This window comes from Ruegeria sp. I1, from assembly GCF_056532675.1.
On sequence record NZ_JBQFNM010000007.1, the window covers coordinates 95,013 to 109,823 of the forward strand.

At 54.7% G+C, this 14,811-nt stretch carries 12 protein-coding genes; 3 read left to right on the forward strand and 9 right to left on the reverse strand.

All coding sequences use genetic code 11. The annotated features are described in order from the left end of the window. The first annotated feature begins 244 nt into the window (after window positions 1-244). A complete protein-coding gene (locus ACR0DH_RS14150) occupies window positions 245-622 on the forward strand; it encodes a SnoaL-like domain-containing protein (protein WP_480544892.1) in 378 nt (125 codons plus the stop codon). A gap of 186 nt (window positions 623-808) precedes the next feature. Beyond that, on the forward strand, window positions 809-2,602 hold the full coding sequence (locus ACR0DH_RS14155; protein ID WP_480550118.1) for a PHA/PHB synthase family protein: 1,794 nt from the start codon (window positions 809-811) through the stop codon (window positions 2,600-2,602). A gap of 164 nt (window positions 2,603-2,766) precedes the next feature. On the opposite strand, the gene ACR0DH_RS14160 is transcribed toward ACR0DH_RS14155, so the two are convergent. The 4 genes from ACR0DH_RS14160 to ACR0DH_RS14175 all read right to left on the reverse strand — a co-directional run bounded on the left by ACR0DH_RS14160 (window position 2,767) and on the right by ACR0DH_RS14175 (window position 8,152). Further along, window positions 2,767-3,195, reverse strand: a complete 429-nt coding sequence (locus ACR0DH_RS14160) for a phasin family protein (RefSeq protein WP_480550116.1) — start codon at window positions 3,193-3,195, stop codon at window positions 2,767-2,769. 143 nt (window positions 3,196-3,338) lie between these two features. Beyond that, the gene (locus ACR0DH_RS14165) at window positions 3,339-4,463 is read right to left on the reverse strand and encodes an ABC transporter permease (protein WP_480550114.1); all 1,125 of its coding nucleotides are present in this window, start codon (window positions 4,461-4,463) and stop codon (window positions 3,339-3,341) included. Continuing rightward, a complete protein-coding gene (rbbA, locus tag ACR0DH_RS14170; RefSeq protein ID WP_480550112.1) occupies window positions 4,464-7,160 on the reverse strand; it encodes a ribosome-associated ATPase/putative transporter RbbA in 2,697 nt (898 codons plus the stop codon). It lies immediately after the preceding gene. After that, window positions 7,157-8,152, reverse strand: a complete 996-nt coding sequence (locus ACR0DH_RS14175) for an HlyD family secretion protein (RefSeq protein ID WP_480544897.1) — start codon at window positions 8,150-8,152, stop codon at window positions 7,157-7,159. Before ACR0DH_RS14175 ends, rbbA begins: the two co-directional genes overlap by 4 nt. 241 nt (window positions 8,153-8,393) lie before the next feature. Between ACR0DH_RS14175 and ACR0DH_RS14180 the strand changes: the two genes are divergently transcribed. Next, window positions 8,394-8,771, forward strand: coding sequence for an alcohol dehydrogenase catalytic domain-containing protein (locus ACR0DH_RS14180; RefSeq protein WP_480545029.1), 378 nt, complete (start codon window positions 8,394-8,396; stop codon window positions 8,769-8,771). A gap of 192 nt (window positions 8,772-8,963) precedes the next feature. Here the strand turns inward: ACR0DH_RS14180 and ACR0DH_RS14185 are convergent, their stop codons facing one another. The 5 genes from ACR0DH_RS14185 to ACR0DH_RS14205 all read right to left on the reverse strand — a co-directional run bounded on the left by ACR0DH_RS14185 (window position 8,964) and on the right by ACR0DH_RS14205 (window position 14,546). Beyond that, a complete protein-coding gene (locus tag ACR0DH_RS14185) occupies window positions 8,964-9,635 on the reverse strand; it encodes a response regulator transcription factor (protein ID WP_480550108.1) in 672 nt (223 codons plus the stop codon). A 100-nt stretch (window positions 9,636-9,735) separates the two neighbouring features. After that, window positions 9,736-11,319: a sensor histidine kinase gene (locus ACR0DH_RS14190; RefSeq protein ID WP_480550106.1), complete on the reverse strand. Its 1,584-nt coding sequence runs from the start codon at window positions 11,317-11,319 to the stop codon at window positions 9,736-9,738. Window position 11,320: 1 nt separating this feature from the next. Beyond that, window positions 11,321-12,850 carry an ABC transporter transmembrane domain-containing protein gene (locus ACR0DH_RS14195; protein ID WP_480550104.1) on the reverse strand — a complete coding sequence of 510 codons (1,530 nt, stop codon included), beginning with the start codon at window positions 12,848-12,850 and terminating at the stop codon, window positions 11,321-11,323. Beyond that, complete coding sequence (locus tag ACR0DH_RS14200) at window positions 12,847-13,911, reverse strand: P-loop NTPase family protein (RefSeq protein WP_480544901.1); 1,065 nt, start codon at window positions 13,909-13,911, stop codon at window positions 12,847-12,849. The genes ACR0DH_RS14195 and ACR0DH_RS14200 overlap by 4 nt, the downstream gene beginning before the upstream one ends. A 233-nt stretch (window positions 13,912-14,144) precedes the next feature. Beyond that, complete coding sequence (locus tag ACR0DH_RS14205; RefSeq protein ID WP_480550102.1) at window positions 14,145-14,546, reverse strand: EF-hand domain-containing protein; 402 nt, start codon at window positions 14,544-14,546, stop codon at window positions 14,145-14,147. Window positions 14,547-14,811 lie beyond the last annotated feature (265 nt).

A 14,811-nucleotide genomic window follows, 5' to 3' on the forward strand; every position in this document is an offset into this window, starting at 1 on the left:
TCAAATCAAAGATACGGGTTTAATGTGCGCACGTTTTTTCAGCTTCCATTGTGCAATTCGGATTGCGTGCGTTGTGTCGCAATGCGTTGACGTTCCGGCTCCAAAGGCATCCTTCGATTCCATCGCGTGAATGGAGGGGGCGCAGGCCGTACAATCCGATGCTCAGGGTTGTTCCATTTTGATCTTCGTCAAGGTTGAACACAGCGCACAGAGGTACAGTCATCAACACAGCAGGAGATCTCTCATGGAAGCGCTAGTTGAAATAGGCCGGGCATTTGTTCAGTCGATGCGTGATCGCAAAGGCTTAACAAGCGTTGACGCGATGTACGCTGAAAACGCTCAATCCGTAGAGGCGGTTGTGCCTCCGGTACGGCAGTTTCGGATTTCAAAGGGTCGCGATGCCATCAAAGCGAAGCGAGAAGACTGGCTGAAAACGCATGAAATACAGAATCTTACTGCAGACGGCCCCTATGTTCACCCTCCCAATCGCTTTGGGGTGCGTTTCCACGCCGAGGTCGTGCAGAAAGACACGGGACAAAGCATGACTCTTAGCGAGATTGCCATTTATTCCGTTGAGGAAGGCAAGATTGTGCTGGAAGAGTTCTTTATGCTGCCGAAATAGAGAAAGATGCATAGTAATGCGGTTTGCTGGACGCTTGCCGCTACTGCAAGAGGGGGCGCCGCCTCCGTGCGGCGGCAACAAATACGTCCAATGAAGATGGGCGGTTGCCTGGTCGCTCCGAGTCTGGTGGCCGCGAAGGTTTAGGATCGCAGCTTCATCGCATTTTGCCCAGATTGGAGAACCCAGATGACAGAAGTATCTCCTAACAAGCTGTCTGCTAAAGGCAAGATTCCTGCGGCAGACACTGGGCAGAATACCCCCCGACACCCCTATGAGAAACTTGACCGCGCTACGCGTGCGGCGCTTGCCCGTGCCACCGCCGGTGTATCGCCGCATTCGATTATGGCCACTTGGATGGATTGGGCCCTGCATCTGGGTCGTTCCCCCGGGCGCCAGCTTGAACTGACAGAGCGCGCCGCGCGCGATACCGCAAAACTCTGGATTTATGCCTGCGAGATGGCGATTGGAGCAAAAGCTGCTCCGCCGTTTCAGCCACGCAAGCAAGACCACCGCTTCAGTGCACCCGGCTGGCAGAAGGTGCCATTTTCGCTATGGCAGCAAGCTTTTCTGAGCGCACAGGATTGGTGGCAGGCAGCAACGGAAGAAATGCCGGGCATCGCGCCGCGCGACGCGGAACGAGCTCAGTTTCAGATCCGCCAGGCCCTTGATCTTATCTCCCCATCTAATTTCCCGTGGTCAAACCCGGAAATCATCAATCGTACCATCCAGACCGGTGGTCGCAATTTGATAGAGGGCAGTACTCATTTCCTTGAAGATGTTGCCCATACCATAACGCAACAACACGAACCTGCCCCTCAGGGTTATGAGGTTGGCAAAGACCTTGCCGCAACTCCCGGCAGGGTCGTTTTTCGCAATAAGCTGTTCGAACTGATTCAATACGCACCGCGCACCAAGAACGTGCAGGCCGAGCCAATCCTTTTTGTGCCTGCCTGGATCATGAAGTACTATGTGCTCGACCTTTCTCCGGAAAACTCCATGGTGCGTTATCTCGTCGAGCAAGGCTTTACCGTGTTTATGATGTCCTGGGTCAATCCGATGGCCGATCAAGCTGACCTTAGTCTGGAGGATTATCGTCTCAACGGAGTGATGGCCGCGATCGACGCCATAGAAAGCATCGTCCCGGGTCAAAAAATACATACCAATGGATATTGTCTCGGCGGCACACTATTGGCGATCGCAGCTGCGGTGATGCAACGTGATGGCGATGACCGGCTTGCCAGCGTCACACTTATGGCAGCGCAGGTTGATTTTGCCGAGGCCGGTGAATTATTGCTGTTTATCGACGACAGCCAAGTCGCTTTTGTTGAAGATCTGATGTGGTTGCAGGGCTGTTTGGACCGCCCTCAGATGTCTCGGACTTTTACAACAATCCGCGCCGAAGACCTGATCTATGCGCGGGCAGTAAGGCGCTATTTTTTGGTTGAAGACGATCTTCCAACAGACCTGACTGTCTGGAACAATGACACAACCCGGATGCCTGCGCGGATGCATTCCGAGTATCTGCGCGGACTGTTTTTGGAAAACCGGCTGAGCGCCGGACGGTTTGCTGTCGAAGGACGGGTTGTCGCGCTCAAAGATATACGTGTACCCATGTTTGTGGTCGGAACAGAGTCGGACCATATCGCTCCGTGGCGCTCAGTTTACAAGATACGATTGTTTACCGACGGCGACCTCACCTTCGTGTTGACCAATGGCGGTCACAATGGCGGTATCCTGAGCGAGCCGGGGCACAAGAACCGCCACTATCGTCAGGGCCACAGACCGTCGGACGCGCTGTATACCTCACCAGATGATTGGCTGGAAGCGACGGAAATAAGACAAGGGTCCTGGTGGCCCGCGATGGCGGATTGGATAAAAAACCGTTCGTCTGGTGAAGTTGCGCCCCCGCTGATGGGTGGGAAACGAAAGGGGGTCGACAAACTGCCCAAGGCGCCGGGCACTTACATTCATCAGACCTGAATGCTAGGTCCCTGCTTTGCACGTTCACTCACGTTTGGATAAGCACGCAATATTGCCAGCGCGTTATCGAAATAGTGATCACTCGCCTTGGCCAGCGACACGTGAAGGGTCAGATAGTACCGCGCCTGTCGAAGACAGGTTGCATCAAACGGGTTTAATCGGTTCTAGCTTTTGGATTTGCCCGCGCCCTTGAAGGCAGCTTCCACGCTTTCGCCGATGGCGTCTGCTTCTGTTTCGCTCACGTATTTTGCACAACGTGACACCATTTCGAACCACTCACGTGCATCTTCCACCATTCGTTCCATGGAATGCCGTTGCCATTCGGTGACCGCCCGCATCGTTTTGGCCGGATCTGGGTTTTCGCCACTCGTGGTTTCCCGGGCTGTTTGCAGCGCAGTACGTGCAGCGTCGTGGCGGCGTTTGAACCAAAGACGGGAATATTCCTCCGCCTCGCTCAGCAGATGGTCCTGCGCTTTCCAAAACTGTTCGATCTGTGGCGCGACCGCGGGGTTCATAGACATCATGCCCCGCATGGACTTCAGCACGTCGGTCAGGGCTTTCTGTGTCTCGGGTTTGACTGATTTTGTGGGCATTTGAACACTCCCTAGAAAGAAGACGGTGAACCAATTTTACCATGCCCTCAGGCGCATTCACATTAACCGAGATCAAATTCGCGCGGTATTTGCCCACTGTCGTTCCCAATATACCTGAAGACGGCGTACGCGAATGGTTCACATCAGCTCATCTGAGCGACCGACCTTCGGAACATAAACAGGCTTGTCATTAACAGTGCCAAACCCAAAACAGTCATCCAAACGAATTCCGGCCAGACCGTTTCAACGCCAGCACCTTTGAAAACGATTGCTTGGCTGGCTGACATATAGTGGCGCGACGGCAGAAACAACGTTCCGGCTTGCAGCCAAGCTGGTTGCCCTTCGACAGGTGTTTCCCCTCCGGATAGCATAAGCATTGGCAGGACAATCAGCATGACCAGAAGCGCAAACTGCGCCATCGAGCGCGCGATCGTAGCCAGAAAGACCCCAAGTGCGGTAGCGGTAAACAGAAACAGGGCTGTTCCAATCAGGAACAAGGATTTTGACCCGACAATGGTGATATCCAGCGAGCCCTGCATGACAAATGTCAGCGACAACCCTGCTGCGACCAGCACAACCGCCGCATTGGACCAGATTTTCGCCATCGCGATGTCAAGCGGGGTTAGGGGCATGGCCAGCAGATGCTCAATTGTTCCGTGCTCTCTCTCCCGGATCATGGCGGCACCCGTCAGGATGGTCGTGAGCCACATGATCTGACCGATCAGCGCAACGATGCCTGCAAAACGCACTGTATCTCTGTTTTGGTTGAAGGCGCTTCTCAGAATGACATTGATTAAGGGGGGATCGACGAGATCGACCCCGATTGCAAAGCGATGGATCTCGGCGCTCAGAATATTGGTGATGTAGTTGGCGCCGATACCTGCCTGCTCCATGGCCGTGGCGTCTATCAGAACCTGAATCTCTGGCGTGCGCCTGGCACGCAGGTCTTTTTCGAACCCCGGCGGAATGGCGACAATAAAGATAAACCGCCCGGCATCCATATGCGTTGGGCCAGTCCCCGGTTCAATTTGCACGACCGGTTGAAACTCCGGCGGGAAAAACGCCGTGGCAAGGGTGCGCGACAAGGGAGAGTTATCCTCATCTGCAAATGCGATCGAGGCGTTGTTCACCGAGCTTGCAACGCCTGTTGCCTCCATGATCGGAGCCAGCGTGAACGACCAGACCAGCAAGGCCATCATCACCCAATCGCGGCGCAGGCTCATCATTTCCTTCAGCCCCAGCCAGAATATGCAATAGAGGCGTTGCATTCACTTCTCCTGCGCGCGGAGGCAAAGGGCGGCGATTAGTGTGAGCACCGGCCCGAAACAGGCAAGCGCCAAAATGTCCGGTGCAAGAGCTTCCCAACCCAAGCCCTTGGTGAACGCACCGACGTTCAAGTGAAGAAAGTAAGAAGACGGCCAGAGCGAGCCGATGAACTGCGCGCCCCCTTCCAAAGTCGAAACGGGTTGCAACAAGCCCGAGAACTGGATGGTCGGCACAACCGAAGCGATGGCCGTCGCAAATGTCGCCGCCACCTGGCTGGATGTCATTGTAGCAATCAGCAATCCGTAGGACGTCGTAGCCCAGACATATAAAAACGCACCAACAGCCAGCGCAATTGGGTCGCCTTTGAGCGGAACACCGAAGACGAAAATGGTCATCGCTGCCAGCAACAGGAAGTTAGCGAACGCAATTACAATGTAGGGGATTTGCTTACCGATCAGGAATTCGAGCCGAGTCGTCGGCGTTACGTAGAAGTTCACCACAGATCCCAGTTCACGCTCACGCGCGACGCTGACCGCCGTCAAGACGGCTGGCAACATGATAAGCAGAATCGCCGGCATGGCCGGGGCCATTGCTGCAATGCTCTCAAAACTCTGATTGTAGCGAAATCGTGGTTCTATCCGGGCAATCTCGAAGTCACGTTGCCCGGTGTTACGGGCGTATTCATCCAGAAAGGTCTGATGCAGCCCCGCGACATATCCTTCAACCGTCTCGCCTTTGAACGGAATGGCACCATCGACTGTCGCGAGGACCTGTGTCGGCTCTCCTGTGCGCAGCTTACGGCCAAAGTCCGGCGGCAACTCTATGACCAGCGAAACGTCTCCGGCTTTTAGCCGATTGCGCCCTTCCACAGCGCCGTTCAACGGGGGCGTGGGTTTGAAGTAGGATGACCCCGCTAACTCAGTCGCATAAGCCCGGCTTTCAGGACCCTGAGAAAGGTCCAGAACTGCAAAATCCAGCTCTTCAATGTCTAGCGTAATGCCAAAGCAGAAAACTAACATCAAAATGGCAGACCCAAGAAACGCAAAGGCAAGGCGAACAGGATCGCGCGCCACTTCGACGGCCTCGCGTCTTGTATAAACCAGTGCACGCCCGACACTCCCGCCCACATGTTCGGAACTGGTCGCTACATCAACTTTCGGCGCTGCAACTGGCGCTGGTTTTTCCGCCGCCTCTAGAATTGAGATGAAGGCCTCCTCAAGGCTGTCTGCACCTTCGGCGGCGATCAGTTCGGCTGGTGCGCCTTCGGCCAAGACCTCGCCTGCGTGCATGAACGAAACCCGGTCACATCGTTCTGCCTCTGCCATGAAGTGGGTGGAGACAAAGATCGTTACAGCGTCTTTTCGCGACAATTCAACGAGCAATGCCCAAAACGTATCTCGTGCCTCGGGGTCCACCCCGGAGGTTGGCTCATCCAAAATCAGCACACGCGGGCGATGGATGATTGCAACAGCCAGAGATAGGCGCTGTTTGATCCCAAGGGGCAAAGAGGTCGCCAAGGTATCACGATGTGCGGCCAGTCCGAAGCGTTCCGTCAACTCCGAAATGCGCGCATCACGGTCCGGGATTGCAAAAATGCGACCATGCAACTGCAGATTCTGGTGTACCGACAATTCGCCGTACAGCGAGAAAGCCTGGCTCATATACCCAATCTCGCGGCGCACCTTTCGATCCCGGGCGTCAACGGGTTTGCCGAACAGCGATGCCTCACCTGAGCTGGCCGGCAGCAACCCGGTCAGCATCTTCATCGTCGTGGATTTGCCGCAGCCGTTTGATCCCAGAAATCCAAAAATCTCTCCGCGATTGATTGAAAAGTCGACGTTGTTCACGGCGGTGAAATCGCCAAAGCGCCGTGTCAGCCCGCGAGCAGTGATCACCGGATCCGTTTCGATCTGTCGAACGGTTGTCTGGTCTGGCTCTGAACCAGACGCCCCATCGGCCCGCAGGCGTCGGTATGCGGTTTCGAAATCCTTATCGTTGCGCTTCAATTCGGCGGGTTTGCCCTGAAAGATGACGCGACCTGCGTCCATGGCAATGATCCGGTCAAAGCCTTCGGCCTCCTCCATATAGGCCGTTGAAACCAGGACAGAGAGCTTAGGGTTTTCCGCTCGGATCGCGCTAATCAATGCCCAGAACTGTTGGCGTGACAACGGATCGACCCCGGTTGTTGGTTCGTCCAGAACCAGGAGCTTGGGGTCATGAATCAATGCACAGCATAGGCCCAGCTTCTGTTTCATCCCGCCAGAGAGTTTGCCCATCAAGCGATCCTCAAAAGGCGCAAGCCCCGTCGCCGATAGCAACGCGGCGATCCGTACATCACGTTCATTGTGCCCCTGGCCGAACAGGCCCGAGAAGAATTCCAAGTTTTCGCGTACCGACAGTTCTGAATAGAGGTTCCGACCCAAACCTTGCGGCATGAATGCGATCGCGGGACATATACGTCGACGATGAGCAGGTTCATCTATTGCACCGCCTAGAACGTTGATTGACCCGGATTGCAGTTTCTTTGCACCAGTGATCAACCCAAGCAATGTGGACTTACCTACCCCGTCCGGTCCAATGAAGCCGACAAGCTGTCCGGTCGGTAGTTCCAAGGATACAGAATTCAGCGCGATGTGTTTGCGATACCTGTGCGTCACACCGGCGATGCGGAACTCTGACGCGGCGACTGTAGCATTCATTCGAACAGCTCTTGCGGGATGCGCTGTTCAAGCACCTCGGGCCAAGCGCTGGCAGGGTCGATCCGGACAACGGCAATCCCACGCAGGCCCGTTTTTACATGTTCGATCCGGCTTTCAACCAGGTCCTGAGGGATACGGACGCGGACGCGAAAGACCAATTGCTCGCGTTCATCAAGGGTTTCGACCTGTTTGGGCGTGAACTGTGCCTCAGGAGAGACGAAGCTGACATATGCGGGCGTGGCGTATTCGGGTAAAGCGTCAAGCACGATGCGAGCATCGGCGCCGATAGGCAACAGTCCGGCTTCGCGCGCTGGAAGAAATATTTCCATATACACATTCTCGAGACTGAGAAGGGTCAGGATCGGCTCGCCCGAACCGACGACTTCGCCGGGTTCTGCTAATCGATAAAGTACACGCCCCGGCATTGGTGCCAGCAAGGAACTGTCTTCAATCTGCGCCTCAATCCGGCGAACTTCGGCCTCGGCAGCGGCGATCCGGCTTTCTGCGGTTGCAACGCGTGCCTTGGCGGCACCCAAAACTGCGGTGGCAACTTGATGGATGGTTTCGCGTTCTTCAAAAACGGTTTCAGAGATGTTTTGCCCCGTTAGGAGTGCTTTTGCGCGTTCGAGTTCTTGGGCGGCACGGCGATGCTCACTTTGCCGTTGCAAAACCAGCGCCTCTGCTTCTGCCCGCGTTTGAAGCGCAAGGGCCACCTCTGCCTTGGCCCGATCCAGCGCAGCGGATAGCTCATCTATATCCATCTCTGCCAGGACATCACCGATGGCAACCATAGCGCCTTCAGCCACGAGGACATTCTCGACACGACCAGCAATAGTGGGTGCAATCTCTACCTGCTCTGCTTCAATCCGCCCATTTCCTTGAACGAATCCAACCGGCAATTGGTCACCGCTATTTGAGACAATGGAATACAGCAGCGCACCTGCGATCACGAGCGCAGCCAGTGCCAGATAAACGAATGAGTACTTCTTCATGATTCGGCGCGATGTTATTGGGTTCGACGGTGAGTCTATTGGGCGACCGGGCCGAGGGCCTTGCGTTGGATCAAGCCACGCTCTCATTGCCGCGTGCTACAATAACCTTAGTCCGAGAGGCGGTTTCACGTCAGCGCTTATGTGGATTTGTATTAGCCTGGTTTCTAAGTAATTCTAAACATGGGGACTCTCGAATGTGATCGAACGGTCCATTACAAGGAACAGTATCATGACACTTGCAATGGTTTTAAGGGGTCATAGTTGCTCACTTCATCCTGAAGACATTGATATCCCGCCTTCAGGCAAACATGAAATTTTGATCAAGATTGAAGCCTGTGGTGTCTGTCGGACTGATCTGCACGTGGTGGATGGGGACCTGAAACCCCCTAAACTTCCGTTGGTTCCAGGGCATGAAGTTGTCGGACGTATCCTGGAAAAAGGTGGTTCTGTTACCGGTTTAGAGACCGGACAGCGAGTCGGCGTACCTTGGCTTGGATCCACGTGTGGACAGTGTCGGTACTGCCAAAATGAACAGGAAACGCTGCCTCTGGCACTGATGCCTGCACAGAGTACTCACAGCAGCCGTTGGAGCAGACAAGAGAGTTTTGAGCAGCACTAACGAAAGTAGTCTGACTCGCCACTTTTTGCGCCTTTTTTTAGCGAGGTGGCGATGAGTCCAATCGCAGGAGGGCGATGCCTTAACTCGTCTGATTGCCGGGAATGTCAGTTCTGAACAAAAAAGTGACCATCTTCTGGCTGCGGATCTTGTCGAGGCCAACTAAACTTACAGTCAAAGCTCTCGGTGTGCTATTCAACTCATCCTATACCCAACATTTCTGAGGGTGACGATCCGCTGACCCTCCAGTCCAATTTTGCGCCGTAGGCGGCCAACGTAAACGTCGACGACGTTGGTTAATGGATCTTCGTTCATGCCCCATACGGAATTGAGGATACGCTCTCGGGACAGAACCCGACCCGTATTGGTCAAAAAAAGCAGAAGAAGATCGCGTTCTTTTTTAGATAACTGAACCTCCTCACCAGCCACGGTCACGTGGAGGGAGCGTCTGTCAAAGCTCAGGGTTCCGCATTTGATGACGGTGCCTCCGAGATCGCTGGCATAGCTATTGGCGCGCCGGTGCAGCGCCTCAACGCGAGCGATGAGCTCGTCAAAATCAAAGGGTTTCGGAAGATAGTCGTCAGCGCCGATTTTCAATCCTTCGACCCGTTCTTCGGGGCTGTCCAATGCGGTCAGCATAAGGATGGGGATTTTGGATTTACGGGCGCGCAACTTGCGGCAGACATCCTGCCCTTGAATTCCCGGCAGCATCAGATCCAAAAGGATGACATCGTATTCGCCTGTGGTCGCGTGCTCAAGCGCATCTTCGCCACTTGAGGCGTGATCGACGGTCCATCCTTCTGCGGACAAACCGCGACGGATGAAGTCGGCAACGCGAATCTCGTCTTCAACAAGTAGTATATTCATGCCATGCCTCAACTCACTAGCCGTATCAATCCATCACAATGCCGAAGGGATTATGGCTTCCTCAGCTCTGAAGACAGAAATTCAGAAAAACAAAAGAACATCAGCCCGTCTCTCGCCACGTATCGGCTTGTACTACTTTCATCCTGGGGCCTTTGGGAAGTGTTAAGACGATTTTTAAGCCACCCTCGGGACGGTCCTGAAGATCAACGGTTCCGCCATGGGCCTCGACAATTGATTTGACGACGGGAAGACCAAGACCGCTGCCCTCGATCCCTTGGCCCGAGGCGTTCGACCCCCGATAGAAGCGGTTGAATGCCTGGGACTTTTCTGCGGCGCTTAAACCGGGCCCGTTGTCTTCGATCGTAATTGTGCAAGAAGCGAGGCCTTCATCCAGCTTGGCTTCTATCGTTGGTCCGCCATAGCGCCGTGCGTTCTGCAGCAATGCGAGAAGCGATTGGCGCAGGCGGACTTCGTCAACGGATGCGAGAACTTTGTCGTTGGGTGTTTCGACTTGGACCGGCTCAGGGAACATGGCGACTGCATCGTGCAATATCTTTCGCAGGTCGATCTTCCGGCGATCAAGGCGCAGCTGACCCGCCTCGAACCGGGCCACGGTCAGCATATCGTCTACGATCTGATTGGTGTGCTTGGCAGAATCCCGGATACGGGCGAGGGAATCTGAGACTTCTTCGGACAGCTCATCAGATGTCCTTAATGTGACATCGGCCTCTCCAAGTATGATAGCCAGCGGCGTGCGCAATTCGTGGCTGATATCGGCCATCAACTGTTTGCGGTTCTCTTCCCCAGTTTCAAGTTTGTCGATGAGCTGTTGAAGCTCGGATGTTCTTGCCGCAACGGTTTGTTCAAGTTGTTTTTTTTGTTCCGCGCGGCTGGCTTCACGTGCGGCCAAACCTTCGGCCATGCTATTCAGAACAGTACCGAGTTCCCTGAACTCGCGACTCCCACCAAGCCTCACAGGCTTAGAGTAATCGGCCCTACGCAGGTGGCCAATGCCTTCGGCAAGCCGGATCAAAGGCTTTCTGATTTGGCGATTGAAAGACACGAGGGCCACCAGAAGCACTCCGATTGCGGTCGCTACAATCATGTAGACCAATCGTTTGTTCCATTCCCGGAAGGCTGCGGCCTCAGCCAGAACGTCTTCGACTTCCTCGACTTCTTCGTCGAGCGCGGATTTGATTTTTCGATCAAGTTCGTCATCGATATCCCCATCCAGAAGGGCTGCCAGGCGTTCGATGCGGACAAAAGTTTCAATCGGGCTACCTTCTGCCGTAAGACTGGCGATGGCTGCGTTCACGGATTCAATATCATCTTCAATCTGATCGAGCAGATCCAGTTCTTCGATTTCCTCGTCACCAACCATCTGGATTTCGCGCGCGATGACATTTCGAATGTCTTCGAGAGTTTGTGCGATTTTGACTTGCAGCTCTGCTTCCCGAGCGCCGTCATCCCGATCGCCGATCAGGAGCGCGTCGCCATGTTGTTTGAACAGGCGATAAAGGTCTGCCTCGAGCCGGAGATGGAGTCCATAAGACTCTTGGGCCAGCAATATCCGAGCATCCCACCAGCGGGTTTTTTCCAGACTGTAGAGGGTCAGCCCCGCAAGCCCGCCCAGAAACCCGACAAGAACAGCAGCGTACATTCCAAACAGGGTGGAGGAGCGCATATCAAATGACCCTTGAGTTCTCATGCATATTAGAAGGGGCGGAGGCATCGGCCAATATGATCGTTGCCGAGGAAAGCCTTTGAAAAGTTGCGAGCAGCTCATCCTTGTGATGTCGGCAGGCAGCCCATCTGATCGAGGCGATCACAACAACTTCCGCCTTACCCAGAATAGCGCGCGCAAGATCCAGCCGCAAAGTCTGATCAGAGGTCAACCCGTGGCCGTTTTCCGAAATCCGCTGATCGAGACCTTCGGGGGTCATAAGCAAGTCGGAAAGGCCAAGCTCCTGTATCACTTTCGCGATCCTGCTGTTGCTGGGCCGCTTTTGGCACATCAGGGTTGCGGATCGGCGCAGACTGCCCTGAAGCCCGATATGGGCGTCTCCAACAAACGCGATCTTCGGTAGAATTTGCTGCTCACCATATCGCACTTCGATGCCCTCACAAGTGTCAAATCCAGCGATACATCGCGCGAGCGTGTTGGCACTTGGCCCCGTCAACTCTGAGATATTGTTCGATCTGGCAACAAATGTGACGGGCGTTTCGTCAATCTTCCCACTAACCTCAATGACCTTGGCATTGGTCTGTTTTGCAAAACCTCGCTTGACCGTCGGTTCCGAAAGAAGCCGTTGCGCTTTCTCGCGCGCGACGCGCCAAGCGCAGTAATAATCCCATGCGCTGGCGAGGTTCTGCAACGGCAGAGCGATCAGCGCCATCACCGCAAGACCGGCCGCAACGATCGCAGGGGCATTGTCTGTTTGGCTGGCTTGCCAAAGCATGCAGAGACTCGCGAAAGCCACACCCGATTGCAGAATCGCCTGAAGGCTGACCACTCGACCGCGGCGCGCCAGCGCGTCATTGCGCAGTGACGCACCTTGCTTGTCTAGCTTTTGCAATTCGCGGTCAGTCCGACCCATCAGATCGAGTTCGGGGGCAATCGCAATCCGTTCGATCATGGAGATCGCGATGTTGGCCCGGCGCCGGCGCAGCCTTCGGTGTCTATGCTCAAGATGCCAGGCCATCGCCGCTGCCAGCAGAAGTGAGAAAACAAGCGCTGCCAGACCACTGACCGCAATCGCCGGATCAAGACTATAAAGAATGAATGCAGCGCCCGGGATCACAACTGCTGCAGAGCAGACGCAAGGTAAACCGCGCCCAAACCACAGCCGGGCTGCTGACAAATCACCAACAAACCTGAGAGATAGCGCACCAACCCGGCGTTTCTCATGGCGCGACTTGGGAAGTTGCGCGATTTGCTGATACAACGCACGCCGCAAGCAGATCGCATAGCTTTGGCCGAGCGCTTCCGCGCGATATCGAGAAAGAAACAAACACGCGGCGCCGATCACGCCAGAGACGGCCAATTGCAATATGGTCTCGATGGCAAGCACATGTCCCGCGTGAATCGCCCCAAACGCGTCCCGCGTTGCGAAAGCAGCATAGGCCAGCGCGATCGCCTGAAAGACGCTGCTTGATACCACGAGGACCGCATCAATGATGCGGTCCCGAGTGGCCAGTCTGGGGAGGGGGGTCATGCGGCCACGTTCTCTGGTTCATGCCGCATCAGGGGTGCAACATGCTTGGCGATCATTGCAGGCGACCACAGGTCTTCACGCGAAAGGATCGGGCACCCGGTAGCTTCAAGCGCTTCGGCCGATGCGAGGGGTGAGCAACTTACTTTCCCGGAAATCGCAAATGGACTTAAGCCAACCCGTTTCAGCACGGTGACGCCACCTAATGCGCTAAGCGCGTCTGGCGCTGCAAACAGTATGCCGTCCAAACGGTCCCGGATGCGCGATGATCGCAGAATTGCGCGCGTTTCCTGCTGGAAAACACCGTCCGCGATTTCAACGACCACCACCTCAGACCCTCGCGATGCAGCTGTGGCAACCAGAGTGTCGAAACCAATTTCGATCTTGTCCAGAGGCATCCGATAGGTTGTCGCCATTCCGACATCCGTAAAATCAAGTGCGGGCGCGCCTGCGTCCTCAAAACTGTTGAAATCACCAAATGCCCCGGTACCTGTGGCTTTGACACCCGACGCTGAGTAACCCGAGCGCATCAAGCCATGGCCCAGGCTTGATGCAGCGGTTGTCTTGCCGGAATTCATCGATGCCCCAAAAACGCCGATAACAGTTACTTGGTCATTCGCTGGCAATTGGGGCAGAGCGTAGTCCGCGATATTGATCACCCGGTTTTGGGCGTTGGTAAGAAGGCCTAGGGGTTTCAAACGCGTGGGGTCCTCCATGCGGGTATGTGCGGCATCCACCCGACCAACAACACCGCCACCTGCGACCAGATCTATGTGATCATCGTCGACAACAGCACTCGCAAGGAACTGGTCCGGCGCATATCGATCGCCCAGGCATAGAACTACAAAGTCACCCGGATAGCTGGTTGAGACCCGCCGCTCGGCCAACTGTATTTTCTTATGGTGCCCGATCTCGACGATCTCGCAAAGGATCAGATCACCTGGTTTAGCACTGTTCATCTGTGTGCTGAAGCCGTGGACATCCGACCGATCAACGCGGCGAGTCGTGAATGCCCATTTTGCGATTTCGCAGGCATTGAGGGGGATTGGGGGAAACTGTTTCATGCTTTGCTCCGTGGCTGACGTGTCCATGGTTTCACTTTGTCAGCACCGTGTGAGAAAGGTTGCAAAGGCGTATGAAGGGACCTTATGCGATTGAATGAACAGCAGATGAAAGCATTGTTCGGGCGGCAGTTTTGTGCGCAAACTTAGCTTAGTGGTAGCTTCACCCAGGATTGAACCCGTATTGAGAGAGATGGGTGGGGTGAATTTAACGTTTGGCAATGGCTCGTCGATGATCAATCGTCATCGCCTCCATCATCCCCATCGTTGTCATCGCCGTTATCATCTCCTTCGTCGTCATCACGGTCGTCGTCTCGCTCTCCTCCGCGTCCGTTTCGATCATCATTCTTGTCGTCCGAGCTTTGCCGCAGTTCTCTGATTGAAATCCGGTTGTCACCATCTCGGTCGATATCCTCAATCAACCTGCGTGCGCCTGCTTCCCCGAATGCAGCGACGAGTTCATTGAAACTGAGAACGCCATCGGAATTTGTATCGACAGAGCGAAAACTTGCTGTCTGTGCAGAGGCCTTCGCCGATAAACCAATGCCGATTATCAGGATAAGGGCAAAAACGAACGAGCAGTATATATGGTTGAATGTCCTTTTTCTGCACGTCGCCGCCTCGCGTCGATCTAACAACAAAGATATCCTTTTAACCGACGAGTGTTCCTTGAGAGCCAAGTTTTTCTATCTCAGTAGAACAAGTTAGCGTGCTCGGATGAAACGCTGATATTCTTCTGATGAACGTCAGATGAATTTTGGCGACGCTATGTAGTGCCTTGCAGGCATTCGGCGTGGAGTCCACGCCATCGCGTAATTTGTCAGGAAGCCTAACGACTTTCTTCAATAGACCAACAGCTTGCTTGCTCTCACCCTTAGGGGGCCTACCAAGTTGTTTCAACGT